Raw genomic sequence first — 25,868 nt, 5'->3', positions numbered from 1 at the left:
CTGCGGCGCCGGAGCGGTGTCGATCCTCGCGTGCGGCCACCTACGGGTATCAGCACGGATTCCACTCAGCACGGCGCTGGTGTCGTCGAGGACGGTGTACTCCGCCTCGAGGGATGCCGCACCCCATCGGGCGAGCAACCTCAAGTATAGGGAAGGCCCACATACGCATCGACTAGACTCGGGCCACCCGGATCAGCAGTTTTCGAGGAGCAATGAGCGCAGCCGTTTCCAGCACGACCGAGCGTCCGAGCATCGGCTTCCGCCGCACCCTCAAGGCATACGTCTCGCTCACCAAGCCCAGGGTGACCGAGTTGCTGCTCGTGACGACTGCGCCCGTGATGATCCTCGCCGAGCGCGGCATCCCGAACCTCTGGCTCGTGGTCGCGACGCTCATCGGCGGCACGCTCAGTGCGAGCGCGGCGAGCTCGTTCAACTGCTACATCGACCGCGACATCGACCGCCTGATGCATCGCACCGAGAACCGGCCGCTCGTCACGGGCGAGATCACCCCTCGAGCTGCGCTGATCTTCTCGTGGGTGCTCACGGTGCTCTCCACCGTGTGGCTGCTGGTGTTCACGAACCCGCTGACCGCCGCACTGTCGGTCGCGGCCATCTTCTTCTACGTGGTCGTGTACACCCTGGTGCTCAAGCGCCGCACCGAGCAGAACATCGTCTGGGGCGGCATCGCCGGCTGCTTCCCGGTGCTCATCGGCTGGGCCGCGGTCACCGAACGCGTCGACTGGGCGCCGCTCATCCTGTTCCTCGTCGTCTTCCTCTGGACGCCACCGCACTACTGGCCGCTGTCGATGAAGTACCGCGCCGACTATGAGAGCGCGAGCGTGCCGATGCTGGCGGTCACTCGCGGTCGCGCGGCCGTGGGGCTGCAGACGATCCTGTACGCGTGGGCCACCGTGGCCGCCTCGCTGCTGCTCGTTCCGGTCGCGCCCATGGGCATCGTCTACACCGTCGTCGCCGCAGGCTCAGGCTTCTGGTTCATCGCCGAGACCCACTGTCTGTACAACAGGGCGATCCGTGGCGAAGAGCCGAAGCCCATGCTCGTGTTCAAGGCCAGCATCACCTACCTGACGCTGCTCTTCGTCGCCGTCGGCGTCGACCCGCTACTGCCCTTCTGACGGGAGCCCCTCACTAGCGCACCGAGTGGGACAACGCCGCCGCAGTGGTGAACGGGCGGCGCTGGTCGCAAGCAGTGGCTGGCGCTGCCCTGGCTCGTGACGCGGGCTTCGGCGAACCGTGCGCGGATGCTGCCCGAAGTGCCGAGCAGGCGCTGCCTGAAGCCGTCGATGGCGCGACCGTAGGAGGGTCGGCAGTGCTCCCGCGAGTGATGAGCGGCCACCCACGGTTCGTGAGCGGCGCCGGCGACCGCTGGCGAGCGGGCGCGGCCCGCAAGTGCTCAGGCGGCGCCTACCGTCAAGCGGGGACCGGGGTGTAACGCCACGGCCGTCTGCTCGAGCCGGGTTACGCCGCGGCCGTCTGCTCGAGCCGGGTTACGCCGCGGCCGTCTGCTCGAGCGGGGTTACGCCGCGGCCGTCTGCTCGAGCGGCTCTCGGCGCTTCATGCGCAGCAGCACCACGGTCATCGCAGCGGCCGTGAGCGCCGCGAGCACCATGTGCGCACCCACGGAGAGCGCAGGCAAGCCGTTTCTCGCCTGGTACAGGCCGACTCCGATCTGCACGAGCTCGATCGCCAGCAGGGCGACCACCCAACGACGACCGCCGAAGCGCGTGCGGTACGAGGCGATCACCAGCGCGACAGTGAGCGCGAACAGCGCGTAGCTCGGCCACGCGTGCACATGCTCGAGCAGTTCTGCGTTGAATCCGTTGCGCCCGGCATCCGCGTCTCCGGAGTGCGGGCCGGCGCCGGTGGTGATCACACCGAAGACGATGGTGAGCGCGAGTGCCGCGCTCGTCGCGTGCGCGAGCGCGGCGAAGCCCCGCTGCACCGTGCGCACCCTCGGACCGGCCGGCTCATAGGCGAAGACGAGGAACGCTGCTGTCACGCACACGAGGAGCAGAGACGCGACGTAGTGGAAGCCCACGATGAACGGGTTGAGCCCCGTCCACACTGTGATGCCGCCGATGACCGCCTGCGCAACCACACCACCGAGGACGATGCAGGCGAGCACGAAGAGGTCGCGCCGCTGGCGCCGGAAGCGCCAGATGAGCACGAGCACCAGGACCGCCAGGATGCCGACGAGGCCCGTCATGGTTCGGTTGCCGAACTCGATCACCCCGTGGATGCCCATCTCGGGGGTCGGCACGAGGGATTCGGGCGTGCACGTGGGCCAGGTCGGGCAGCCGAGACCCGAACCGGTGAGACGCACTGCGCCGCCGGTGCCGATGATGAGCACCTCGCTCAGGAACGAGAGCCAGGCGAACAGCCGCACGCGCCGGTCGACCGTCGCGGGCAACCGGGCGGCGAGGCCTCGGCGGGGGAGTGAGGGCCGCACGGCGGGCGTGGTCACGTGCCGGATGTCCTTCCGTTCCTTTTCAGCGCATTCTCTGTAGAATTGGCCGGGTTCCAAGAACACAGCCATCGCCGGGAGTCAGGGTTGACGCCGTGCCGATCAGGGCCGAGCGTCGTCGTCAAGTCTAAGCAACCGCGCACCGGCGCTGGCCACCGTCTGCTCCCGCTGCTTCGCTGTGTCAGGAATGCCGGAGCAGCCCCATCGGTTGTAACCGGGGGAAGAGAGGGAGTTATGTCTGACGTGCTCATCGAACGGCCAGAACTCGACGGTCTTGGACAGTACGAGTTCGGTTGGTCCGACCCGGATGTGGCGGGCGCTTCAGCTCGTCGCGGGCTGTCGAATGAGGTGGTCGAAGACATCTCGCGCCTGAAGGACGAACCGGACTGGATGCTGCAGCGCCGCCTGAACGCGCTCAAGATCTTCGACCGCAAGCCGATGCCCACCTGGGGCGCCGACCTCAGCGGGATCGATTTCGACAACATCAAGTACTTCGTGCGCTCCACCGAGAAGCAGGCCAGCTCTTGGGAAGAGCTTCCGGAGGAGATCAAGAACACCTACGAGCGCCTCGGCATCCCCGAGGCCGAACGCCAGCGGCTCGTCGCCGGCGTCGCCGCGCAGTACGAGTCGGAGGTCGTGTACCACCAGATCCGCGAGGATCTGGAGGAGCAGGGCGTCCTCTTCCTCGACACCGACACCGCGCTCAAGGAGCACCCCGAGTTCTTCGAGGAGTACTTCGGCACGGTCATCCCGTCGGGCGACAACAAGTTCGCAGCGCTGAACACGGCCGTCTGGTCGGGCGGATCGTTCGTGTACGTCCCACCGGGCGTGCACGTCGAGATCCCGCTGCAGGCCTACTTCCGGATCAACACCGAGAACATGGGTCAGTTCGAGCGCACGCTGATCATCGCCGATGAGGGCAGCTACGTGCACTACATCGAGGGCTGCACCGCTCCCATCTACAAGAGCGACTCGCTGCACTCGGCGGTCGTCGAGATCATCGTGAAGAAGAACGCGCGGGTGCGGTACACGACCATCCAGAACTGGTCGAGCAACGTGTACAACCTCGTGACGAAGCGCGCGGTCGCCCACGAGGGCGCCACCATGGAATGGGTCGACGGCAACATCGGCTCCAAGGTCACCATGAAGTACCCGTCGATCTTCCTGATGGGCGAGCACGCGAAGGGCGAGACGCTCTCGGTCGCCTTCGCCGGTCCCGGCCAGCACCAGGACGCCGGCGCGAAGATGATCCACATGGCTCCGTACACGAGCTCGAACATCCTGTCGAAGTCGATCGCCCGCGGCGGCGGCCGCACGGGATACCGCGGCGAGGTGAGGATCGACGCGAAGGCGCACCACTCCGCGAACACGGTGAACTGCGATGCGCTGCTCGTCGACACGATCTCGCGTTCCGACACGTACCCGGCGATCGACATCCGCGTCGACGACGTGCAGCTCGGGCACGAGGCCACTGTGTCGCGCGTGAGCGAGGAGCAGTTGTTCTACCTGCAGTCGCGCGGCATCGAAGAGGCCGAGGCGATGGCGATGATCGTGCGCGGCTTCATCGAGCCGATCGCGCGCGAACTGCCAATGGAGTACGCGCTCGAACTGAACAAGCTCATCGAGATGAGCATGGAAGGATCCGTCGGCTGATATGACCGCCCCTACGACCACCGCCCCCGGACAGCACGGTTTCAAGGAGCACAGCGACGGCGGATGGGGACTGGTCCCTGTTCAGACGCGCTCGGAGCGCTTCACCTCGACGCAGCACGACCAGCATCCGCCGGTCACCGGCCGCGAGCAGGAGTGGAAGCTCACGCCGGTCGACCGGATTCGCGAGCTCATCGACGGCGAGCTCGACGGAGCCGAATACCCGATCGAGCACGCCTCGGTCGACGGCGTGACCGTCGAGTGGATCGGCCGCGATGACGCTCGTATCGGCCGCGCCGGCATCCCCGAAGAGCGCGCTTCCGCCAACGCCTGGACGAATTTCGCCAAGGCGCTCGCGATCACGGTGTCGGGTGAGGAGCCCTCGCGCTTCAAGCTCGACCGCTCGCAGCTCGGCGATACCCCTCGTGCCGCGCACACCGTGATCACGGCCAAGCCGAACTCCCAGGCGCTCGTGCTGCTGCAGAACACCGGCGACGCGCGGCTCAGCGAGAACGTCGAGATCGTCGTCGAAGACGGCGCGAACCTCACCGTCGTGACGCTGCAGGAGTGGGACGACAGCGCCCACCACCTGGCGAGCCACTTCGCCCGCATCGGCCGCGACGCGACTCTGCGCCACATCCAGGTATCGCTCGGCGGCGGCGTGGTTCGCGTGAACCCGTCGGCCCACCTCGCAGAGCAGGGCGCGAACGGCGAACTGCTCGGTCTGTACTTCGCGGATGCCGGGCAGCACCTCGAGCAGCGCGTGTTCGTGCACCACGATGCGCCCAACACCCGCAGCCGCGTCAACTACAAGGGCGCGCTGAACGGCGAGGGCGCGCGCACGGTCTGGGTGGGCGATGTCCTCATCGCTCGAAGCGCTCCCGGCACCGACAGCTACGAGCAGAACCGGAACCTCGTGCTCAGCGACGGCACCCGCGCCGACTCGATCCCGAACCTCGAGATCGAGACCGGTCAGATCGAAGGCGCCGGCCACGCCAGCACCACCGGCCGTTTCGACGACGAGCAGCTCTTCTACCTGCAGTCGCGCGGCGTGCCGGAGGACGAGGCCCGACGCCTCGTCGTGCTCGGCTTCCTGCTCGAGATCGTGCAGCAGATCGGTGATGCCGAGCTCGAAGAGCGACTCGAAGCGCTGCTCGAGGCCGAGGTCGCCGCGAGCGGGAGAGCGTGATGGCGGCAACGCGCGCTTGCGGCCTCGACGAGGTCGGGGTCAATCAAGCGAAACGCGTCGTGATCGACGGCGTGCCGATCGCCGTCGTGAAGGACTCGGCGGGTGACATCCACGCAATCGGAGACACCTGCACCCACGGCGACATCTCGCTCTCCGAGGGCTTCGTCGAAGACGGAACGCTCGAATGCTGGGCCCACGGCTCCAAGTTCGAGCTCACCACCGGCCGTCCTCTGACGCTGCCCGCCTACGAACCCGTGCCCGTCTACGTCGTCACGATTCGCGACGGTGCCATCTACATCGACCCGAGCGACACTGTCGCCGTCTGAACAACAGGATTGAGTACACACGACATGTCAGTTCTCGAAATCAAGGACCTTCACGTCAGCATCGACACCGATCAGGGTGCGAAGCAGATCCTCAAGGGCGTCGACCTCACGCTGAACAGCAACGAGATCCACGCCATCATGGGCCCCAACGGCTCCGGCAAGTCGACCCTGGCCTACACGATCGCCGGTCACCCGCGCTACACCGTCGACAGCGGCACCATCACGCTCGACGGTGAGGACGTGCTCGAGATGAGCGTGGACGAGCGCGCCCGCGCCGGTCTCTTCCTCGCCATGCAGTACCCGGTCGAGGTGCCAGGGGTGACGGTCGCGAACTTCCTGCGCACCGCGAAGACCGCCATCGACGGGGAAGCCCCGGCGCTGCGGCCGTGGATCAAGGAGATGCGTGAAGCCATGCAGAACCTGCGCATGGACTCCTCGTTCGCGGAGCGCAACCTCAATGAGGGCTTCTCCGGCGGCGAGAAGAAGCGTCACGAGATCGTGCAGCTCGAGCTGCTGAAGCCGAAGTTCGCGGTGCTCGACGAGACCGACTCCGGACTCGACGTCGACGCGCTGAAGATCGTCTCCGACGGTGTGAACAAAGCGCGCGAAGCGAACGGCCTCGGCATCATGCTGATCACGCACTACACGCGGATCCTTCGCTACATCAAGCCCGACTTCGTGCACGTCTTCGTCGACGGCCGCATCGCCGAGGAGGGTGGTCCCGAGCTCGCCGAGCGCCTTGAGGAAGAGGGCTATGACCGGTTCCTCAGCGGCAGCGGCGTAAACTGAGCCCATGGCAACCTCGGCTCTCGCACCGGCACTCTTCGACCAGGTCGAAGAGGCGCTGAAGGACGTCATGGACCCCGAGCTCGGCGTCAACATCGTCGACCTCGGGCTCATCTATGACCTCACGTGGGACGACGAAGCCGACGCGCTGGTCGTCAGCATGACGCTGACGTCGGCCGGATGCCCGCTCACTGATGTGATCGAGGAGCAGACCGCGCAGTCGCTCGACGGCGTGGTGGAGCGGTTCCGCATCAATTGGGTGTGGATGCCGCCGTGGGGCCCGGAGCGCATCACCGAAGACGGGCGCGACATGATGCGCGCGCTCGGCTTCTCGATCTGACGTGCTGGCCGTACAAGGCCTCGAGATCCGCGTCGGCGCCCGCCTATTGATGGAGGGCGTCGACTTCCGGGTCGATCGCGGCGACAAGATCGGGCTCGTCGGCCGAAATGGTGCCGGCAAGACCACCCTCACCAGAACCCTCGCGGGCGAGACCCTGCCCACCGGGGGAACGATCTCCCGCTCGGGTGAGATCGGCTACTTGCCGCAGGACCCTCGTTCCGGCGATCCCGAACAGCTCGCGCGAACGAGAATCCTCGATGCCCGCGGGCTCGGCCAGATCGTGCTCGGCATGCAGAGGGCGACCGAGGAGATGGCCAGCGACGATGCCTCGATCGCGGATGCCGCGATGCACCGCTATGGACGGCTCACCGACCGCTTCCTCGCCCTCGGCGGGTACGCCGCTGAGGCCGAAGCCGCCTCGATCGCGAGCAACCTCAACCTGCCCGACCGTATTCTCGATCAGCCCCTGAAGACGCTCTCGGGCGGGCAGCGCCGACGGATCGAGCTCGCCCGCATCCTGTTCTCGGATGCGAGCACGATGATCCTCGACGAGCCGACCAACCACCTCGATGCGGACTCGGTCGTGTGGCTCCGGGAGTTCCTCAAGGGATACTCGGGCGGGTTCATCGTCATCAGCCACGACATCGAGCTCGTCGGCGAGACGGTCAACAAGGTCTTCTACCTCGACGCGAACCGCCAGGTCATCGACATCTACAACATGGGGTGGAAGCACTACCTCCGCCAGCGCGAAGCCGATGAGGAACGGCGCAAGAAGGAGCGGCTCAACGCCGAGAAGAAGGCGACCGCGCTGCAACTGCAGGCGGCGCGCTTCGGTGCCAAGGCGACCAAGGCCGCCGCAGCCCACCAGATGGTGGCTCGCGCGGAGAAGCTGCTCGCCGGCCTCGAAGAGGTGCGGGCCGTCGACCGCGTGGCCAAGCTGCGCTTCCCCGAACCGGCCGCGTGCGGCCGCACGCCGCTCCAGGCCAAGAATCTGAGCAAGAGCTACGGCTCGCTCGAGATCTTCACTGCCGTCGACCTCGCGATCGACCGCGGGTCGAAGGTGGTCGTGCTCGGGCTGAACGGCGCAGGCAAGACAACCCTGTTGCGAATGCTGGCCGGTGTGGACGAGCCCGACACGGGCGCGATCGAGCCCGGCCACGGCCTGCGCATCGGGTACTACGCGCAAGAGCACGAGACGATCGACGTGAAGCGCACGGTGCTGCAGAACATGGTCTCCGCGTCTCCTCAGCTCACCGAGACAGAAGCGCGGCGTGTGCTCGGATCGTTCCTCTTCACCGGCGACGATGTGCTCAAGCCGGCCGGGGTGCTCTCCGGCGGCGAGAAGACCCGTCTCGCCCTCGCGATGATCGTGGTCTCGGGCGCGAATGTATTGCTGCTCGACGAGCCGACGAACAACCTCGACCCGGCCAGCCGCGAAGAGATCCTCGGGGCGCTCGCGGGCTACACCGGCGCGGTGGTGCTCGTCTCCCACGACGCGGGCGCCGTGGAGGCACTGAACCCAGAGCGGGTGCTCATCCTGCCGGACGGCGTCGAGGACCACTGGAACAAGGACTACGCCGAGCTCGTCGAACTTGCCTGACGCCGTTCAGTGCCGACGGAGACGTCGTGCAACCCGTGCGCGGCGACGTGCCGCTGGGCGGGGCTGGTGCTGGGCTGCCGGCTGCGACCTCGGATGCCGCCGGTCAGCGGTGCGAATCGATGAGCGCGTCCTCGATCTCGGCGTCGCTCGGGCCCTTGGCCTTGCGCCGCTCGCTGCGGCGCTCCTCCTGCATGCGGACCTTCGGGTCGTCGGCGTTCCGGATGCGGTACTCGGTGCGCACCGCCCAGCCGAGCCCGATGAAGCCCATCACGGCGAAGGCGATCCACTGCAGCGCGTATGAGAGGTGGGGGCCCTCGTCCTCTGGCGGTTTCGGCGTCGCCAGGGGAGCCGACTCTGCGGGGGCAGGGCTCTCGCTCGCGAGCAAGCCGTAGGCGTTCGTGTACGTCGGCTCACCGACCTTCTCCTCGACCGTGGGAAGGTGCACAGTAGCGAGCTGACCCTCGGGCGCGCTGCGTCCTGGAAGGGTGGGCTCACCGGGCTTGAGCCGGGCGACGACGGTGACGTCTCCGGCGGGCGGGGCGGGCACGGCATCCGGCGCGTCCTGCTCACTGCCGGTCGGAACCCATCCGCGGTCGACCACGAAGACCGCCCCGGCGTCGGTCTTGAACGGGACGACCACCGCGAAGCCCGGCTGGCCGTTCATGGGGCGGTTCCTCACCAGCAACTGCTCGTCGGCGAGGTAGCGCCCGTGAAGCTCCACGGGTGTCCACTTGAGGTCATCGTGCCAGTCATCGAGCGTCGGCAGCACCTCATCGACCGGCTGCACGTCGCGATCCCAGTTCTGGGCGACGCGCTCGTTCTCGGCGCGCACCTCGTCGAGCCGAGCCCACTGCCAACGGCTCAACAGCACGCAGGCGATCGCGAAGAGCACGGCCACGCCGAGGTACCCGGCCCAGCGGCGATTCATGACGAAACGAAGCCGGTTCACGCAGGCGTCTCCTCAGGAAGCCGCTCGAGCGGCTCATCGATCGGGGTGACGACGACCGGGAACGCACGTGCGGCGAGGTAGTCGCGCAACCAATCCCGATGGTCGTCGCAGGCGAGCCAGATCTTCACCCGGCTCTCAGGATGAATGCGTGGGTTGCGCCAATTGATGCACCACGCAGCGGCCGCACCGCAACCCGCGCGTGAGCAGACGCGGCCCGCCGGGCCGCCCCCGAGTCCGATCACGATCGATCGCCCTCACCAGAAGCGCCCTGCTGACCTGGCTGATCTTGCTGGTCTTGCTGATCCTGCTGATCGGCGGTGAACCACCGGCCGTCGTCATGTCGCACGAGTCCTCCAGGACGTTCGACAGCGCCTGGAGCCGTGCGCTGCACATTGGCGATCACGACGGCGACGTAGGGCAGCACGACCGCTCCGACCGCCGGTACGAGGATCCACCAGCCCGGGGTGAAGAAGCACGCGATCACGCACGCGAGCCTGACGCCCATCGCAATGCCGTACTTGAGCATGCGGATGCCGCGCTCCTCGTCCGGGGAGAGCGGAAGCGTCGTGATCGCGGTGCGGTGCTTCATCGGGGGATGTGATCCATGGTCTGCTCCAAGGGTACGCCGCCGCGCTGCGTGCAGACCCCTTGTTGTTTGAGCGAGATCGCCGGGACCTCGCGCTCGGCGCTCTTGGCTGAACCGAGAGAAGGGAGGGCACCGCTTGGCCCGACGATAGGCTCGAATCCATGACGACGACTCCTCGCACCGTGCTCATCACCGGCGGCAACCGCGGTATCGGCTTCGCGATCGCCGAGGCGTTCCTCGCGGAGGGCCACCGCGTCGCGGTGACCGCGCGCTCTGGTGAGGGCCCCGAGGGGAGCCTCACTGTGCGTGCCGATGTGACGGATGCCGCGTCGATCGACGCCGCGTTCACCGAGGTCGAGCAGAAGTTCGGACCGGTCGAGGTCGTCGTAGCCAACGCGGGTGTGACGCGCGACACGCTCCTGCTGCGCATGAGCGAGGACGACTTCACCGATGTGGTCGACACCAATCTGAGCGGCGCCTTCCGCGTGGTCAAGCGTGCCGCCAAGGGCATGCTGAAGGCGAAGTTCGGCCGGGTCGTGCTCGTGTCGAGCGTGGTGGGCCTGTACGGCTCAGCAGGCCAGATCAACTACTCGGCGTCGAAGAGCGGGCTCATCGGCATCGCACGTTCGCTGACTCGCGAACTGGGCTCCCGCGGGATCACCGCGAATGTCGTCGCGCCGGGGTTCATCGAGACAGAGATGACCGCGGTGCTCCCGGAGGCGACGCAGGCCGAGTACAAGCGCAACATCCCCGCCGGCCGATTCGCCCGGCCGGAAGAGGTCGCGAAGGCCATCACCTGGCTGGCGAGCGACGACGCGGCGTACATCTCGGGTGCCGTCATTCCGGTCGACGGTGGCCTCGGCATGGGGCACTGAGCGACCCCCGAACCTCCACGAAGCGCCGGCGCGTCTGATCAACAGGCCGGCCGTGAGCATCGGCTCGACGAGGCCGTTCCAAGACGACCGCGGGCCTGCACAGCGCTGGGGAAGCGCGTCAGCGCAAGCCGAGGAGCGGCAGCACCTGGCCGAGGTCTCGCTGATCGAGTGAGACCGCTGCTGCCCGCCGCACGGGCTCCTTGGCGTCGAAGGCGACCGACAGCCCGGCGATGGCCATCATCTTCAGATCGTTAGCGCCGTCGCCGATCGCGACCGTGCGCGACATCGGCACGCCGAGCTCGCCCGCCCAGCGGCGCAGTGCTTCCGCCTTCGCTTCCGCATCGATGATCGGCCCGTCGACCTCGCCAGTGAGCCGGTCGTCGAGCACCGCCAACCGGTTCGCCGACCAGTTCCACAACGAGAGCTCCTCGGCGATCGGGTCAAGCACCTCGTGGAACCCGCCCGATACGACGCCCACGCGACCCCCGGCGGAGTGCACGCCCTCGATGAGCCGCTCGGCACCGTTGGTCACGGTGACGCGCTGCCGGGCACGCTCGAACACGCCGGTGCTGAGCCCGGTGAGCGTCGCGACCCGCGCCCGAAGACTGGCGGCGAAATCGAGCTCGCCGTTCATGGCGCGCTCGGTGATGTCGGCGACCTCATCCAGCGAACCCGCCTCTTCCGCGAGCAGTTCGATCACCTCGTTCTCGATGAGCGTCGAATCGACATCGAGCACGACGAGGAACCGGGCGGGTCGCGCCATTCGGGAGGGGCCTTTCACTTGTGGTCAGGATGCCGCGGGTCGCCCCGGCATCCGCCCGCACTCGACCGCGGAGCGGCTCAACCGACGAGCGAGCCTTTGCCCACCACGGTGATTCCCGACTCCGTGACGGTGAATCCGCGTGCGCGATCCGCGGCGGTGTCGAAGCCGATCTCGGCACCGGGCGCGACGACGACCTCTTTGTCAAGGATAGCGTTGCGCACTCTGGCCCCCGCGCCGACCTCGACCCGTTCGAACAGCACTGAATCAGCGACCTCGGTGCCCGAGTCCAGCGACACCCAGGGGCCGAGCACGCTGCGTTTGATCGATGCGCCCGACACCACGCATCCTTGCGACACCAGGGAGTCGATCGCTGTTCCGGCGACTCCTGAAGCATCGCGCACGAGCTTCGCCGGGGGAGCATTGAGCTGCTGGTTATGAATCGGCCAGGCACGGTTGTAGAGGTTGAACACTGGGAGCTTCGACACGAGATCCTGGTGCGCTTCGAAGAAGGACTCGATCGTGCCGACATCGCGCCAGTAGGAGCGGTCGCGGTCGGTCGAACCGGGCACCTCGTTGTTCCTGAAGTCGTACACAGCGGCGTCACCGCGCGAGACGAAATCGGGAACGATGTCGCCGCCCATGTCATGCCCCGAGCCCGGCCTCGCGCCGTCGCGTGTGACAGCGTCGATCAGCACGTCGGCGTCGAACACATAGTTGCCCATCGAGGCGAGGATCTCGTCGGGCGAGTCTGGAAGACCGGCGGCATCCCTCGGCTTCTCGAGGAAGCGGGCGATCCGGCTCGGGTCGTCGCGCTCCGCCTCGATGACGCCGAACTGGTCTGCGAAGCCGATCGGCTGTCGGATGGCCGCGACGGTCACGCCCGCGCCGCTATCGATATGCGCGTCGACCATCTGTGCGAAGTCCATGCGGTAGACATGGTCGGCGCCGACGACGACGACGATGTCCGGTCGTTCGTCGCGGATGAGGTTGAGGCTCTGGAAGATGGCGTCGGCAGAGCCTGAGAACCAGCGCTTCCCCAGCCGCTGCTGCGCAGGGACCGATGCGATGTACGAATTCAGCACACCGCTCAACCGCCACACCTGCGATACATGACGGTCGAGGCTGTGCGACTTGTACTGAGTGAGCACGACGATCTGCAGCAGCCCTGAGTTGATGAGGTTCGAGAGCGCGAAATCGATCAGCCGATAGCTGCCCGCGAAGGGCACGGCCGGCTTCGCGCGGTCGGCGGTCAGTGGCATCAGCCGTTTGCCCTCGCCCCCGGCGAGGACGATGCCGAACACCTTGGGCGCCCCCATGCGCCCACAGTAGGCCCGAGCGTGCCGGCGGACTAGGTTCTGGCTATGCGCGTAGAAGTGTTCACCCGCGAGTTCCCGCCCGAGATCTACGGCGGCGCGGGCGTGCATGTGGACGAACTGGTGCGGGCGCTCCGCAACGGGGCCCCGAGCGGGTTCGAGGTCGGGGTCCGATGCTTCGGCGCGGAGCGCCACGCTGAGGATGTACGCGCGTACGCAGCACCGGCAGAGCTCTCGCAGTCCAACCCGGCCCTGCGCACGCTCGGAGTCGACCTGCTGATGGCCCAGGATGCCGGCGGCGCCGATCTGGTGCACTCGCACACCTGGTACGCGAACGGGGCCGGACACCTCGCGAAGCTGCTGCACGGTGTGCCGCATGTGATGACCGCCCACAGTCTTGAACCGCTTCGACCGTGGAAGGCCGAGCAGCTCGGGGGAGGCTATCGAGTCTCGAGCTGGATCGAACGCGCTGCCATCGAGTCGGCAGACGCTGTGATCGCAGTGAGCCACGGCATGCGTCGCGACCTCCTCGGCTCCTACCCTGCGATCGCGGAGGACCGCGTGCACGTGGTGCACAACGGCATCGATACCGATCGGTGGAGGCCCATCGACGACCCCGACCTCGTGCGGAGTCTCGGTGTCGACCCTCAGCGCCCGAGCGTCGTGTTCGTGGGCCGCATCACGCGGCAGAAGGGCCTTCCCCATCTGCTTCGCGCCGCCCGCAACCTGCCCGCCGACGTGCAGCTCGTGCTCTGCGCCGGGGCCCCTGACACACCAGAACTGCTCGAGGAGGTCAAGCGCGAGGTGCAGGAACTCGAGGCATCGAGAGGCGGCGTCGTGTGGCACGAACGGCTGCTGGCACAGCGTGAGCTCGCCGCGCTGCTCACGGCGGCCACGGTGTTCGTGTGCCCCTCGCTGTACGAGCCTCTCGGCATCGTGAACCTCGAGGCCATGGCCTGCGGCGCAGCGGTCGTAGCGACGGCCACTGGCGGCATCCCGGAGGTTGTGGATGATGGTGTCACCGGGCGCCTCGTGCCCGTGGAGCAGCTCGATGACGGCACCGGAACACCGCTCGACCCCGAGCGCTTCGAGCACGACCTCGCTGACGCCCTCGACGAGGTCGTCGGCGACCCCGAGGCCGCTGCGCGCATGGGCAGCGCAGGCCGAGCGAGAGCCGAGGCGGAGTTCGGCTGGGACCGGATCGCCGACCGAACGCTTGGGGTGTACCGCTCGCTCATGGGCGGAACCGACTGAACGGTCAGGACGGCCGCGCCCCGTGACGATCGCGGGTCCGTCGTTCCGGCCCTGCTCGCCTGGCGCACCCTAAGCTTGAGGCACCATGTCACGCGTACTCGACTTCTCCGGTGTCTCGGTCATCCGCGAGGGCAATGCGATCCTCGACACAGTCGATTGGCAGGTGGAAGAAGACCAGCGGTGGGTCATTCTCGGGCCGAACGGCGCCGGCAAGACCACCATGCTCCGCATCGCCGCGGCTGCGCTGCACCCGACGCAGGGTCGCGCCGAAGTGCTCGGAGGAGTGCTCGGGAAGACCGATGTGTTCGAGTTGCGTCCCCGAATCGGGTTCGCGTCGTCGACCATGGCCCGGCGGATCCCCGCTGGCGAGACGGTGCTGGATGCGGTCATGACCGCGGCATACTCGGTCACCGGCCGGTGGAACGAGCAGTACGAGGATCTCGACGTGCGCCGCGCGCAGCGCGTGCTGAAGGAGTGGCGCCTCGCCGGGCTTGCTTCGCGTCGCTTCGGCGACCTGAGCGATGGCGAGCAGAAACGAGTGCAGATCGCTCGCGCAGTGATGACCGACCCGGAGATCATGCTGCTCGACGAACCTGCCGCCAGCCTCGACCTCGGCGCGCGTGAAGAGCTGCTGCAACTGCTCGGCGGCTACGCGAGCGCCCCGGAGGCGCCCGCGCTCGTCATGGTCACGCACCACGTCGAGGAGATCCCGCCAGGGTTCACGCATGCCCTGCTCCTGGCAGATGGTCACGTGACAGCTTCTGGGCCGGTCGACGAGGTGATCACGGCCGAGCACCTCGGCCGTACCTTCGGGCTCGACCTGGAGGTCACCAAGCGCGACGGACGCTTCAGCGCCCGCGCTGCCTGACCGCATCCTTATGCCTTCGATCTGGTAATGTAGATCGCTGGCTCCACAGCCGTAGATTTCGCTGCACCGCGTTCCGGTCAAGCGCTCGGCAGAGCGATCGCAGCACGAACCACAACCTCAAGGGATCACCATGAAGACCGACATCCACCCGGAATACCAGCCGATCGTCTTCCGCGACCTCGCGTCGGGCGCCACGTTCCTCACGCGCTCGACCGCGACGAGCGACAAGACCATCGAGCTCGACGGTGAGACCTACCCGGTGATCGACGTCGAGATCTCCTCGGAGTCGCACCCGTTCTACACGGGCAAGCAGCGCATCCTCGACAGCGCGGGCCGCGTCGAGAAGTTCAACCAGCGCTTCAAGGGCTTCGGCAGCAGCAAGTAAGCCGCAGCACCAGCACAGAAGAGGCGATCCCCTTCGGGGTCGCCTCTTTGCATTTGGTGCAGCAGGGCGATCCCACTCGGGGTCGCCTCTTCGCGTCTGATGCAGCGGGGCGATCCCGTTCGGGGTCGCCCTCGCCGCACCTGATTCAGTAACTCGGCCAACTGCCTCGCGCGACGAACTCAGGGTCTCGCACGCGCCGCATGTACGCCTGGAAGTTCGCTGCCTGCTCCGACGACCACATCGCCTGCGAGCGATGCAGCTCGGCGGGGTCGGCGGGTAGCAGCGCGGCGTGTGCGCGGATGATGGCGAGTGCCACGCGGCCCGCGGCGATGGCGTCGGATCCTGCGTCATGTGCGCGCAGCAACTCGATGCCGTACACCGCGGAGGCGGCCTCGAGCGTGCGCTTTCCCCTGCGGTAGCGGTCGACCTGCTTGTCGATGACGAGCGGGTCGATGACGGTGCCGGTGATGGCCAGCGGCTCGATCCCGTGCCGTCTGGCCTCGCGATCGAGCACTGTGAAGTCGTACGGCGCGTTGTACACGGTCACCGGCACACCGCGCGCGAACAGGCCGCGCAGCGCGTCGATGATCTCGGCGACGACCTCAGCAGCGGCACGCCCCTCGGCTCTCGCCCGTTCCGTAGTGATGCCGTGCACCTGCGCGGCTCCCTCGGGGATCTCGACGCCCGGGTCGGCGAGCCATTCCAACTGCTCGACCACGTTGCCGTCGTCGTCGAGCACGCCGACGTGCGCGGACACGATGCGCGCCGTCTCCACGTCGACGCCCGTGGTCTCGAGGTCGAATACTCCCACTTGCTGCAACCACGATGCGCCCATACGGGCACCGTATCGAAGCCCTCCGTCATCGCCGCGCCGCGACAGGCGGTGCGCCGCAACCGGGCCGCGCGATCAGAGGCGCGCGGCGCTGAATCGCGGCTGGCCGACGTGCAGCCAGTAGAAGCTCTGCGTGCCCAGCGTGAACGACAGCGCTCCGTCTTCGCCCACGTCGGGGAAGCGCGCCCCGCCGAAGAGGTCGAAGGTCGGGGTTCCGGGCTCGTCGGGCATCGTGATCCGCACCGAGACCGGGTTGTGAACGAAGCTGAACACGCACAGGATCCGCTCGGGCTCATCTCCCGGGGTGGAGTCGGAGCCCTCGTACTCGCGGAGGAATGCGAGCACGCCGGGGTGATCCGTCTCCAGCACCCTGATGGTGCCGAGTCCGAAGGCGGGGTGAGCCTTGCGCACGTGGATCACATTGCGCACCCAGTGCAGCAGTGAGCGCGACTGCGCCAACTGCGACTCCACGTTGATGTGACCGTAGTGGTACACGAGCGATTGCACGACCGGCAGGAACAGCTTGCCGGGGTCGGCGCTCGAGAATCCCGCATTGCGGTCGGGAGTCCACTGCATCGGCGTGCGCGACGCGTCGCGGTCGGGCAGCCAGATGTTGTCGCCCATGCCGATCTCATCGCCGTAGTAGAGGAACGGGCTGCCCGGGAGAGAGAACAGCAGCGCGTGCGCGAGCTCGAGCTCAGGACGCGAGTTGTCGAGAAGCGGCGCGAGACGCCGACGAATGCCGACGTTCACCCGCATCCTCGGGTCGTACGCGTACCAGCCGTACATCGCCTGGCGGTACTCCTCGCTCACCATCTCGAGGGTGAGTTCATCGTGGTTGCGCAGGAAGACGCCCCAGCCCGCGCCGGGCGGCACGTCGGTCGTCTCCGACAGCACCTTGACGAGCTCGTCCGCCTGCTGCGAGCGAAGCGCATAGAAGATGCGCGGCATCACGGGGAAGTCGAAGGCCATGTGGCATTCGGGCTCTTCTTCCGTACCCATGAACGCCGTGACCTCGCGGGGCCACTGGTTCGCCTCGGCGATGAGGATGCGACCGGGGTACTCGTGATCGAGCAGCGCGCGGAGCCGCTTCAGGAACTCATGAGTCGGCGGCTCGCCCTCGCCGTTGCCCTCCTCCGACTCGTAGAGGTACGGCACCGCGTCGAGGCGGAACCCGTCGACGCCCATATCGAGCCAGAACCGCACGATCTCGAAGATCGCCTCGTGCACGGCTGGATTCTCGAAGTTGAGGTCGGGCTGGTGCGAGAAGAAGCGGTGGAAGTAGAACTGGCGCCGCTCGGAGTCGAATGCCCAGTTCGAGTCCTCGTAGTCGGTGAAGATGATGCGGACGTTCTTGTACTTGTCGTCGGTATCGCTCCACACGTAGAAGTCGCCGTACGGCCCGTCGGGGTCGCTGCGCGACTGCTTGAACCACTCGTGCTGGTCGGAGGTGTGGTTCAGCACCAGGTCGATGATGACGCGCATGTTCCGCTCGTGCGCCTTGGTGACCAGTTCGCGGAACTGCTCGATGGTTCCGAACTCCGGCAGGATCGACATGTAGTCGGCCACGTCGTAGCCGCCGTCGCGGAGCGGAGACGTGAAGAACGGCGGCAGCCAGAGCGCGTCGACGCCGAGCCACTGCAGGTAGTCGAGCTTCGACAGGAGGCCCTCGAGGTCACCGGTGCCGTCGGCGTTGCTGTCGACGAAGGAGCGCACCATCACTTGGTAGAACACCGCCCGCTTGTACCACAGAGGGTCGAGCGCGAGGCCGGGCAGCGTGATGGGCGCGGTGAAGCTCATATCCGCCGAGTCTAGGCGCGCATGCTGAGCCCCTCCAGGTGGCCCCGTCTCTCGACTCATACACTTGACGGATGTCCGTTCCCTCGCCCTACGCCGCTGCGCTCGCTACGCTCCCGGTGCTCCGGGGGGAGGCGATGGTGAGGGGCGCCCGCACCGCGTATTGGCAGTACGGCGACGAGGATGCCGCGACCTCCGTGGTCTTCGTGCACGGGTTCCGAGGCGACCACCACGGCCTGGAGCCCATCGTCGCGGGTCTCGCGCCATCGATCCGAGCAGGGCGCCTCCGCGTCGTCATTCCAGACCTTCCCGGCTTCGGCGAGTCGCAGCCGTTTCAGGATGGGCGCCATGACATCGCCGGCTACGCCGCGTGGCTTCGCGCGTTCGTCGCCGAAGCAGGCGCCGGCGGCTCTCCCGTGCTCGGGCACTCCTTCGGCTCGATCGTCGTCGCGGCCGCCGCGGCTGATGGCCTCGGCGCATCGAGGCTCATGCTCGTGAACCCGATCGCGGCGCCCGCGCTCGAGGGACCGAACGGGGTGCTCACACGGCTCGCGGTGCTCTACTACCGGGTCGCCGCCGCGTTGCCCGAACGGCTCGGCTTCGCGCTGCTGCGCAACCGCCTCATCGTGCGAGTCATGAGCATCGCCATGGCGACACGCAGGGATCCTGCGCTTCGCCGGTTCGTGCATGACCAGCACGATCGATACTTCAGCGCGTTCGGAGATCGCGCCGTGGTGCTCGAGGCATTCAAGGCGTCGGTGTCGCACGACGTTCGCGAATTCGCCGACAAGATCGCCGCCCCGACGCTTCTGATCGCCGCCGATCGCGACCAGATCACACCGCTGCCCAAGCAGCACACCCTCGCTCGGCTCTTCGCGGAGCCGCGGCTGGCCGTCGTGCACGGCGTCGGGCATCTGATCCATTACGAGGCACCGCAGTTCGCAGCGGGCGAGATCGCGTCGTTCCTCGGTCTCGAGTCCCACGCCGAACCCGAGCGGATGGCAGAAGGATGAGGCTCATCGTCGACTGCCGGTATGTGCGCGTGGGCCGTCACGACGGCATCAGCCGCTTCACGGCGGGCCTCGTCGCGGCACTCGCGAAGCGGCATCCGCTCGTCATGCTCATCAGCGACGAACGCCAGTTGGAGAAGCTGCCGCCGCTCGCCTGGCGCAAGGTGTCATCGCCGACCTCGTGGCGGGAGCCCTTCGTGGCGCTCCAGGTGAACAGGCTGCGGCCCGACGTCGTCTTCACGCCCATGCAGACCATGGGCTCGCTCGGGCGACGCTACCGACTGGTCTCGACACTGCACGACCTGATCTACTACTCCAATCCCATGCCGCCGCGGAACCTGCCGTGGTTCGTTCGGGTGCTGTGGCGGCTGTACCACCTGGCGTGGTGGCCGCAACGACTGCTGCTGAACGGCGCCGACGCCGTGGTGACGGTCTCAGAGACGACCAAGCGCTCGATGATCGAGCATCGGCTCACCAAGCGCTCGATCACGGTCGTACCGAACGCCGCAGACACGGCACCCGACGGTGCTGAGCAGGGGTCGAGGCGCCAACCGCCGGCGAACCGCGATCTCGTGTACATGGGATCGTTCATGCCGTACAAGAACGTCGAGGTGCTCGCCCGCGCGCTGCGGCTTCTGCCCGGGTATCGGTTGCACCTGCTCAGCGGGATCACGGATGTCGATCGCGGGCACTACGAAGAACTCGCCCCGGCCGGCGCACTCGTGTTCCACGACGGAGTGAGCGACGAGGAGTACGACGAGCTGCTCTCGCGTGCCTTTGCGCTCGTGCACGCTTCGCGCGACGAGGGATTCGGCATCCCGCTCGTCGAGGCGATGACGCACGGCACGCCCGTCGTCGTGAGCGACATCCCGATCTTCAGGGAGATCGCCGGCGATGCCGGACGGTACTTCGACCCGGATGATGCCCAGGGGGTCGCCTCCGCCTTGCGGGCCCTCGAGGACGACGCGGCATGGTTGTCCGCCTCGAAGTCGGGAACCGAGCAGGCCCGCCTGTTCGATTGGGAACGCTCCGCGGGCATCCTGCTGGAGCTGCTCCAACGGGTGAGCAGCGGTGAGACGGTCAGAGTGGGCGACAGGGTCGAGCGCCTCGGCTCGATCGAGCGCGGCAACGCCGTCAGCGACGCAAGCGGTCGCGAATCGCGCTGAGCAGCTCGCTGGTGCCGGCATCGAGCTTGAGCACCGATCTGCCGTCGGCCCGCGTGATGCCGCGATTGATGATCACGATCGGCTTGTGCTCGCGCCGTGCGCGCTCGACGATGCGGATGCCGGAGTTCACCGCCAGCGACGACCCGGCCACGAGCAATGCGCTGGCCTCTTCGACCATCGCCGCGGCCTTGGCGAAACGCTCTGCCGGCACGAGCTCGCCGAAGAAGACGACATCGGGCCGGATCGCAGCGCCGCAGACGGGGCACCGGGGCAGCACCAGCCTGTCGTACGCCGCCACCTCGGCATCGCCGTCGGGGTTCAGCGCCGCATCCGTCGACATCGCGTCGAGCCACGGATTGCTCCGCCCGATCTGGGCTTCGATCTCGGCCCGCGGCAGCTCATGGCCGTGGGCCAGGCAGCGCACCCGGTCGCCGCTGCCGTGGAGGGCCACCACGCGCTTCGAACCGGCGCGCACGTGCAGCCCATCGACGTTCTGGGTGATCACTCCATTGGTGACGCCCTCGTGCTCGAGCTCGGCCAGCGCTCGGTGACCCTCGTTCGGCTGCGCGGCCGCGAAGCGGCGCCACCCGAGATGGCCGCCCGCCCAGTACCTGCGCTGCGCGTTCTCGCTCCCGCTGAAGGTCTGCCATGTCATCGGAGCACGCTTCGGCGCGCCCTCTCCTCGGTAGTCGGGGATGCCCGAGTCGGTGCTCAGCCCGGCACCGGTGAGCACCGCGACGAGGTGCCCGGCGAGCAAGTCGGCCGCGGCGTCAGCCTGCGCGCCGAGCGAAGCGTCGAGGCCCGGTGCGTGCGCGTGGTGTCTCATGGTCACCAGTCATAACACCGGAGGGCGCGATAGTGTTCCGCACGGCGGGGACGCGCTCGCGGCGCCGCCGCGGGCGAACGGCCATCGGCCGAGCGGCGTCACAGGCAGAGGAAGCGGAGGCCGCGGGTGCGGATCGAGCAAGTGCACGACCTCGAGCACGAGGGACTCGACGACTACCGGAACCTCACCGACGTGGCGCTCCGCCGGGTTCGTGAACCGCTCGAAGGGCTCTACATCGCAGAGTCCGCCAAAGTCATCCGCCGGGCACTCGAGGCCGGTCACCGGCCACGGTCGGTGCTGCTGCAGGACAAGTGGCTCGGCGACATCGCGCCATTCCTCGAGGGCCATGACGTGACGGTGTTCATGGCGGACGCCGAGTTGCTCGAGCAGATCACCGGGTTCCAGATGCACCGCGGCGCGCTTGCCGCGATGCACCGCCCGCGGCTTCCCGACCCGGCCGAACTGCTGGAGGGAGCGCGCCGTGTGGTGGTGTTCGAGGACATCGTCGACCACACGAACGTGGGTGCCGGCTTCCGTGCTGTGGCGGGCCTCGGGGCCGACGCGGTGCTGATCGGGCCGCGTTGCGCCGATCCGCTCTACCGCCGCAGCGTGCGCGTGAGCATGGGCACTGTGCTTCAGGTGCCGTGGACTCGGCTTCCGGAGTGGCCGGATGCCGGCGAGGTGCTGCACCGCGCCGGGTTCGAGATCGCGGCCCTGGCGCTCACCGACGACGCGGTGGCGCTGGATGAGTATGCGGCCGAAGCGCCCGAGCGCGTCGCACTGCTCATGGGTTCAGAGGGCGACGGGCTCAGCGAGGCGGCGATGGCTGCGGCAGACCGTGCGGTGCGGATCCCAATGCACCACGGCGTCGACTCGCTCAATGTCGCCTCTGCGGCGGCTGTCGCGCTCTGGGAGTTGCGTACCCGCTGACGACCGGGCTCGTGCCTAGACTGTTGCGGTGCCGCTGACCCGTCGACAGATCTACTTCCGACGCAGGCTCGCCGTCTTCGGCACGCTCGCGGTGCTGCTCGGCGTCGGCGCCTATGTTCCCGCGACGCTGCTGGCTCCGCTTCCCGAGGCCGCAGCGACCCTCGCGCCGTACTCCGTCGAGAGCGGCCCCGCGGCCCAGGTGGCACTGCCTGAGTGGGGAGCGAGCGCGATCGGCGCCGAGGGGTTCGGCGATCGCGCAGCGGTCGCGCCGGAGGGTGCCGGGGTGCCGACGGATGCCGATCCTGTCGGCCTGCTCGCCTCGGCGGGGAGCGCCGAGGCCCTGCCGATCGCCAGCATCGCAAAGGTCGTGACGGCGCTCGTCGTGCTCGATGCGCACCCGCTCGAAGCAGGGCAGCCGGGACCGGTCATCGCCACCACCGCGGCCGACCTCGACCACTACCACAAGCAACTCGCTTGGAATGGGTCCGTCCGGCCGGTCGCCCCGGGTCTGGCGTTCACGCAGCACGAACTGCTCGAACTGCTCCTGGTGGTCTCGGCGAACAACTACGCGGAGACACTCGTCACGTGGGCGTTCGGCTCAGAAGCCGCGTACGTGGATGCTGCTGGGGCGTGGCTGTCCGCCAATGGTCTCACCGGCATCACGATCGTCGACTGCACCGGACTGGACCCGGCGAATCGGGCGTCGGCCGCGCACCTGCTGCCGCTCGCGGAACTCGCGATGCAGCATCCGGTCATCGCCGAGATCGTCGGCATCGCTCAAGGAGGCATGCACGACATCGGGCCGTACGAGAACACGAACCCCGTGCTCGGCGACCCTGGCGTCATCGGCGTGAAGACCGGCACGCTCATGGACTTCGGCCACAATCTCCTGTTCGCGGCCGACATCCCGGTGGGGGAGCACAGCGTGCGCGTGCACGGGGTCGTACTCGGAGCACCGGGGCGGCAGGCCTTGAGCGACGCGGTTCGCAGTGCGCTCGCGAGCGCCGGCAGCGGGTTCCAGGAGTTGTCGTTGACGCAGGCAGGACAAGCTTTCGGCACGTACTCGACCGCCTGGGACGAGCGCACCCGGCTGACTGCCGCCGCTGACGCATCGATCGTGGCGTGGTCGAACACCCCCGTGTCGGTGCTGGTGAGTTCGACCCCGCTGAGCAGTGCAAAGGCCGGGGCGAGGGTCGGCGTCGCGACCTTCGTTGTGGGCGGCGAGACCGTCGAAGTGCCACTCGTGCTCGACGAGGCGCTCTCCGAGCCCGACCCCTGGTGGCGGCTGACCAACCCGGCTGAGCTGTTCTGAACGGCGGGAGTCCCTCGCTCCACGTGGGCTGCACATCGTCTGCGTCCGCGGCATCCAGCCGGTCTCGCCCTTCGCGGGCGGCGCGCTGACGCTCAGTCGTCTTCGAGTCGCACTAAGCCCGGGAGCGGCCGCTTCGGGGTGATGAAGTCACCGGAGGATTGTTGCCGGATGCGGCGGATCACCCACGGAACGAAGTGCTCCCGGGCCCAGACGATGTCGTCGGCACGCGCGCGCCGCCAGCTGGACCGGGGGAGCGGTTCCGGCTGCATCGGTTCGAGATCGTTGGGCACGTTCAGCGCCGAGAGCACCATGCGCGCGATCGTGTGGTGACCAAGCGGCGAGAAGTGAAGCCGGTCGGGAGCCCACATGCGCGCGTCGCGCAGCTCGCGCAACGCCCACATGTCGGCGATGATCGCGTCGTGCTTGGCAGCTACCGTGTGCAGGTTCTCGTTATAGATGGCGACCTTGCCGCGAAGCCTGCCGAGCACCGGCGTATGACCGATATCAGGACCGGTGAAGAGCACGACGGTCGCGTTCGAGGAGCGCAGGGTCTCGACCAGGCCATCCATCCGGCTCGCGACTTCGTCCGGGTCGGTGCCGGGCCGGATGATGTCGTTGCCGCCGGCCGACACGGTGATGAGATCCGGCTGCAGTGCCACGGCTGCGCCGGCCTGCTCGTCGATGATCTGCTGCAGCAGGCGGCCGCGCACGGCCAGATTGGCGTACGCGAAGTCGTCATGGCTGCGGGCGAGCACCTCCGCGACGCGGTCGGCCCACCCGCGATGGCCGCCGACGCTCCGCGGCTCGGGATCGCCGATCCCCTCGGTGAACGAGTCGCCGATCGCGACGTACCGCGTCCATGGGTGCACTTGCGTCATGGGTCAAGCCTCCCAAATACGCGGGGACGGCGTCCCTTGTCGCATGTTTTCCGGCGTGTCACTCTTTGCACAGGCGGGGACCACAACGACGGACCCCGGAGAAAGGGAGGACACCGTGGGATTCCTCGCATTCCTGATCCTCGGACTCATCGCGGGCGCCATCGCCAAGCTGATCTTGCCGGGTCGGCAGGGCGGCGGTTGGCTCGTGACGCTGCTGCTGGGCGTCGTCGGAGCGATCCTCGGCGGCTGGATCGGCTCATTGTTCTTCAACCGCGGCCTCACCGAATTCTTCGACCTCGGCACATGGTTGCTCGCCATTCTGGGGGCCATCATCGTGCTGCTCATCTGGGGCGCTCTCACTCGCAAGCGAGCGTAGTCCGCAACAGCCATCGACACCGGGGGCGGTGGCCGGCTCGACCGGCACCCGCCCCCGGTGTTCTGCGTCGTACGGGTGCGAAGATGTTCGCGTGAGCAAGCAAGACGGCTCGTCGAGGCAGGTGACCACAGCGCCGCTCGACGATCGCACCGCGACCATCATGCACGTCGACATGGACGCGTTCTTCGCCTCCGTCGAACTACTCGAGCGGCCGGACCTCCGTGGCAAGCCGGTGATCGTGGGCCACGCGAGCGCGCGCTCGGTCGTGACCGCGGCGACCTACGAAGCGCGGCGCTACGGCGTGAACTCGGCGATGCCCATGGCCGTCGCGCTGCGCCGCTGCCCGCATGCCGTTGTGCTGGAACCGCACTTCGACCGCTACCAGCACTTCTCACGTCAGGTGCGCGCGATCTTCGAAGAGTTCACCCCGCGCGTCGAGCCCCTCAGCATCGATGAGGCGTTCCTCGACATCACCGGCGCCCGCGCGCTGTTCGGCGGCGCCTACGCGATCGGCACCGAACTGCGTCGGCGCGTGCTGGATCGCACCGGGTTGACGTGCTCCGTGGGCGCGGCGCCGACCAAGTTCCTCGCGAAGCTCGCATCGACCCGGGCGAAACCGGATGGGCTGCTGATCGTGCCCGAGCCCGACACGCATCGATTCCTGCATCCGCAGCCGATCTCCGCCCTGTGGGGTGTCGGACCGAAGACGGCGGAGCACCTGACGAGGCTAGGCCTCAGAACGGTCGCGGATGTCGCCGCGGTACCGATCGAGACGCTGCGCGCGGCCATCGGAGATGCGGGGGCCACGCGGCTGCACGCCTTGGCGTGGGGTCGCGATCCGCGCATCGTCGACACCGCCTCGGCCGAGAAGAGCATCGGCCATGAGACGACCTTCGAGACTGACGTGAGGGATGCCGAGACGCTGAAGCGGGAACTGCTCCGACTGTCGCTCCGCGTGGGTGAGCGCCTGCGACGCAGCGATGTCGCGGCCCGCACGGTGTCCCTGAAGCTGCGCCTTCACGACTTCACGACGCTCACGAGGTCGCGCACCCTGAACGAGCCGACCGATCTCGGCAGGCGGGTCTACGAGGAGGCGGTCACCCTGCTCGAGGCGCTCGGACGACATGGCGAGGGCGTACGCCTGATCGGGGTTCGCGCGGAGCAGCTCTCCGCGGATGCCGGGGGCGGCGCCGTCCTCTGGGACGACGACGAATCGTGGCGCGACACCGAAGCCGCCGTCGACGCGCTCAATGCGAAGTTCGGGGAGGGCGCTCTGCGGCCCGCGGCATTGCTCGGCCCCGGGGGCGCCAGACGTCACCACGCGCGCGAGCAGGCGGATCGAGACCGTCCGGTGTGACCTTGTCGGCGGTCGCGG

The 25,868-nt window shown here is 67.9% G+C and carries 27 protein-coding genes; 17 read left to right on the top strand and 10 right to left on the bottom strand.

Annotated elements, in window-relative coordinates; all coding sequences use genetic code 11:
• Positions 1–212: 212 nt before the first annotated feature.
• Complete coding sequence (locus tag ABV606_RS11610; protein ID WP_353987829.1) at positions 213–1,133, top strand: heme o synthase; 921 nt, start codon at positions 213–215, stop codon at positions 1,131–1,133.
• Between the two features lie 401 nt (positions 1,134–1,534).
• Here the strand turns inward: ABV606_RS11610 and ABV606_RS11605 are convergent, their stop codons facing one another.
• A complete protein-coding gene (locus tag ABV606_RS11605) occupies positions 1,535–2,482 on the bottom strand; it encodes a COX15/CtaA family protein (RefSeq protein ID WP_435415094.1) in 948 nt (315 codons plus the stop codon).
• Positions 2,483–2,716: 234 nt separating this feature from the next.
• Here ABV606_RS11605 and sufB point away from each other — a divergent pair, with 234 nt between their 5' ends.
• Genes sufB through ABV606_RS11575 form a run of 6 tightly spaced genes read left to right on the top strand, consistent with a single transcriptional unit; the run spans position 2,717 to position 8,373 of the window.
• Positions 2,717–4,135 carry a Fe-S cluster assembly protein SufB gene (sufB, locus tag ABV606_RS11600; RefSeq protein WP_281487899.1) on the top strand — a complete coding sequence of 473 codons (1,419 nt, stop codon included), beginning with the start codon at positions 2,717–2,719 and terminating at the stop codon, positions 4,133–4,135.
• 1 nt (position 4,136) lies between these two features.
• The gene (sufD, locus tag ABV606_RS11595; RefSeq protein ID WP_353987828.1) at positions 4,137–5,321 is read left to right on the top strand and encodes a Fe-S cluster assembly protein SufD; all 1,185 of its coding nucleotides are present in this window, start codon (positions 4,137–4,139) and stop codon (positions 5,319–5,321) included.
• Complete coding sequence (locus ABV606_RS11590) at positions 5,321–5,647, top strand: non-heme iron oxygenase ferredoxin subunit (RefSeq protein WP_353987827.1); 327 nt, start codon at positions 5,321–5,323, stop codon at positions 5,645–5,647. The genes sufD and ABV606_RS11590 overlap by 1 nt, the downstream gene beginning before the upstream one ends.
• Before the next feature lie 24 nt (positions 5,648–5,671).
• Complete coding sequence (sufC, locus tag ABV606_RS11585; RefSeq protein WP_281487902.1) at positions 5,672–6,436, top strand: Fe-S cluster assembly ATPase SufC; 765 nt, start codon at positions 5,672–5,674, stop codon at positions 6,434–6,436.
• Positions 6,437–6,440: 4 nt separating this feature from the next.
• Positions 6,441–6,773: a metal-sulfur cluster assembly factor gene (locus tag ABV606_RS11580; RefSeq protein WP_281487903.1), complete on the top strand. Its 333-nt coding sequence runs from the start codon at positions 6,441–6,443 to the stop codon at positions 6,771–6,773.
• A gap of 1 nt (position 6,774) precedes the next feature.
• A complete protein-coding gene (locus tag ABV606_RS11575) occupies positions 6,775–8,373 on the top strand; it encodes an ABC-F family ATP-binding cassette domain-containing protein (RefSeq protein WP_353987826.1) in 1,599 nt (532 codons plus the stop codon).
• A 103-nt stretch (positions 8,374–8,476) separates the two neighbouring features.
• Here the strand turns inward: ABV606_RS11575 and ABV606_RS11570 are convergent, their stop codons facing one another.
• The 3 genes from ABV606_RS11570 to ABV606_RS11560 all read right to left on the bottom strand — a co-directional run bounded on the left by ABV606_RS11570 (position 8,477) and on the right by ABV606_RS11560 (position 9,911).
• Positions 8,477–9,322, bottom strand: coding sequence for an SURF1 family cytochrome oxidase biogenesis protein (locus ABV606_RS11570; protein ID WP_353987825.1), 846 nt, complete (start codon positions 9,320–9,322; stop codon positions 8,477–8,479).
• Entirely contained in the window at positions 9,319–9,450 is a 132-nt protein-coding gene (locus ABV606_RS11565) for a hypothetical protein (protein ID WP_340309583.1), read from the bottom strand. The genes ABV606_RS11570 and ABV606_RS11565 overlap by 4 nt, the downstream gene beginning before the upstream one ends.
• Positions 9,451–9,560: 110 nt before the next feature.
• Positions 9,561–9,911: a DUF3099 domain-containing protein gene (locus ABV606_RS11560; RefSeq protein ID WP_353987824.1), complete on the bottom strand. Its 351-nt coding sequence runs from the start codon at positions 9,909–9,911 to the stop codon at positions 9,561–9,563.
• Between the two features lie 158 nt (positions 9,912–10,069).
• On the opposite strand from ABV606_RS11560, the gene fabG reads away from it, so the two are divergent.
• Positions 10,070–10,783 (top strand): 3-oxoacyl-ACP reductase FabG, encoded by a 714-nt coding sequence (fabG, locus tag ABV606_RS11555; protein WP_281487908.1) that lies wholly within the window; start codon positions 10,070–10,072, stop codon positions 10,781–10,783.
• 118 nt (positions 10,784–10,901) lie between these two features.
• Here fabG and serB read toward each other — a convergent pair whose 3' ends face one another.
• Both serB and glgC read right to left on the bottom strand, forming a co-directional pair.
• The gene (serB, locus tag ABV606_RS11550) at positions 10,902–11,546 is read right to left on the bottom strand and encodes a phosphoserine phosphatase SerB (protein WP_281487909.1); all 645 of its coding nucleotides are present in this window, start codon (positions 11,544–11,546) and stop codon (positions 10,902–10,904) included.
• Between the two features lie 77 nt (positions 11,547–11,623).
• Positions 11,624–12,862: a glucose-1-phosphate adenylyltransferase gene (glgC, locus tag ABV606_RS11545; RefSeq protein ID WP_353987823.1), complete on the bottom strand. Its 1,239-nt coding sequence runs from the start codon at positions 12,860–12,862 to the stop codon at positions 11,624–11,626.
• A 45-nt stretch (positions 12,863–12,907) separates the two neighbouring features.
• Here glgC and glgA point away from each other — a divergent pair, with 45 nt between their 5' ends.
• From glgA to ABV606_RS11530, 3 genes are all read left to right on the top strand, one after another.
• Positions 12,908–14,113 carry a glycogen synthase gene (gene glgA, locus ABV606_RS11540; protein WP_353987822.1) on the top strand — a complete coding sequence of 402 codons (1,206 nt, stop codon included), beginning with the start codon at positions 12,908–12,910 and terminating at the stop codon, positions 14,111–14,113.
• Between the two features lie 85 nt (positions 14,114–14,198).
• On the top strand, positions 14,199–14,981 hold the full coding sequence (locus ABV606_RS11535) for an ABC transporter ATP-binding protein (protein WP_353987821.1): 783 nt from the start codon (positions 14,199–14,201) through the stop codon (positions 14,979–14,981).
• Between the two features lie 130 nt (positions 14,982–15,111).
• Positions 15,112–15,366: a type B 50S ribosomal protein L31 gene (locus tag ABV606_RS11530; RefSeq protein WP_281487913.1), complete on the top strand. Its 255-nt coding sequence runs from the start codon at positions 15,112–15,114 to the stop codon at positions 15,364–15,366.
• Between the two features lie 145 nt (positions 15,367–15,511).
• Here ABV606_RS11530 and ABV606_RS11525 read toward each other — a convergent pair whose 3' ends face one another.
• The gene (locus ABV606_RS11525) at positions 15,512–16,201 is read right to left on the bottom strand and encodes a 3'-5' exonuclease (protein ID WP_353987820.1); all 690 of its coding nucleotides are present in this window, start codon (positions 16,199–16,201) and stop codon (positions 15,512–15,514) included.
• Positions 16,202–16,273: 72 nt separating this feature from the next.
• Positions 16,274–17,998: a maltose alpha-D-glucosyltransferase gene (gene treS / locus ABV606_RS11520; RefSeq protein WP_281487915.1), complete on the bottom strand. Its 1,725-nt coding sequence runs from the start codon at positions 17,996–17,998 to the stop codon at positions 16,274–16,276.
• Between the two features lie 71 nt (positions 17,999–18,069).
• On the opposite strand from treS, the gene ABV606_RS11515 reads away from it, so the two are divergent.
• Complete coding sequence (locus tag ABV606_RS11515) at positions 18,070–19,008, top strand: alpha/beta fold hydrolase (RefSeq protein ID WP_353987819.1); 939 nt, start codon at positions 18,070–18,072, stop codon at positions 19,006–19,008.
• Complete coding sequence (locus ABV606_RS11510; protein WP_353987818.1) at positions 19,005–20,171, top strand: glycosyltransferase family 4 protein; 1,167 nt, start codon at positions 19,005–19,007, stop codon at positions 20,169–20,171. The genes ABV606_RS11515 and ABV606_RS11510 overlap by 4 nt, the downstream gene beginning before the upstream one ends.
• On the opposite strand, the gene ABV606_RS11505 is transcribed toward ABV606_RS11510, so the two are convergent.
• Positions 20,140–20,997: a Sir2 family NAD-dependent protein deacetylase gene (locus ABV606_RS11505; protein WP_353987817.1), complete on the bottom strand. Its 858-nt coding sequence runs from the start codon at positions 20,995–20,997 to the stop codon at positions 20,140–20,142. The two genes, ABV606_RS11510 and ABV606_RS11505, sit on opposite strands and share 32 nt — an antisense overlap.
• Before the next feature lie 126 nt (positions 20,998–21,123).
• On the opposite strand from ABV606_RS11505, the gene ABV606_RS11500 reads away from it, so the two are divergent.
• Both ABV606_RS11500 and ABV606_RS11495 read left to right on the top strand, forming a co-directional pair.
• Positions 21,124–21,927, top strand: coding sequence for a TrmH family RNA methyltransferase (locus tag ABV606_RS11500; RefSeq protein WP_281487919.1), 804 nt, complete (start codon positions 21,124–21,126; stop codon positions 21,925–21,927).
• Between the two features lie 28 nt (positions 21,928–21,955).
• Complete coding sequence (locus tag ABV606_RS11495) at positions 21,956–23,239, top strand: D-alanyl-D-alanine carboxypeptidase family protein (RefSeq protein WP_353987816.1); 1,284 nt, start codon at positions 21,956–21,958, stop codon at positions 23,237–23,239.
• A gap of 92 nt (positions 23,240–23,331) precedes the next feature.
• Here ABV606_RS11495 and ABV606_RS11490 read toward each other — a convergent pair whose 3' ends face one another.
• Positions 23,332–24,117, bottom strand: a complete 786-nt coding sequence (locus tag ABV606_RS11490; RefSeq protein ID WP_353987815.1) for an SGNH/GDSL hydrolase family protein — start codon at positions 24,115–24,117, stop codon at positions 23,332–23,334.
• A gap of 115 nt (positions 24,118–24,232) precedes the next feature.
• Between ABV606_RS11490 and ABV606_RS11485 the strand changes: the two genes are divergently transcribed.
• Both ABV606_RS11485 and ABV606_RS11480 read left to right on the top strand, forming a co-directional pair.
• Positions 24,233–24,493: a GlsB/YeaQ/YmgE family stress response membrane protein gene (locus ABV606_RS11485; protein WP_281487922.1), complete on the top strand. Its 261-nt coding sequence runs from the start codon at positions 24,233–24,235 to the stop codon at positions 24,491–24,493.
• Positions 24,494–24,584: 91 nt separating this feature from the next.
• Positions 24,585–25,850 carry a DNA polymerase IV gene (locus ABV606_RS11480; RefSeq protein ID WP_353987814.1) on the top strand — a complete coding sequence of 422 codons (1,266 nt, stop codon included), beginning with the start codon at positions 24,585–24,587 and terminating at the stop codon, positions 25,848–25,850.
• Positions 25,851–25,868 lie beyond the last annotated feature (18 nt).

It is taken from the genome of Ruicaihuangia caeni (assembly GCF_040536845.1).
GTDB classification, from domain to species: Bacteria; Actinomycetota; Actinomycetes; order Actinomycetales; family Microbacteriaceae; genus Ruicaihuangia; species Ruicaihuangia caeni.
The sequence above is the reverse complement of the archived record's forward strand: the minus strand, read 5'-3'. Positions and strand labels throughout refer to the sequence as shown.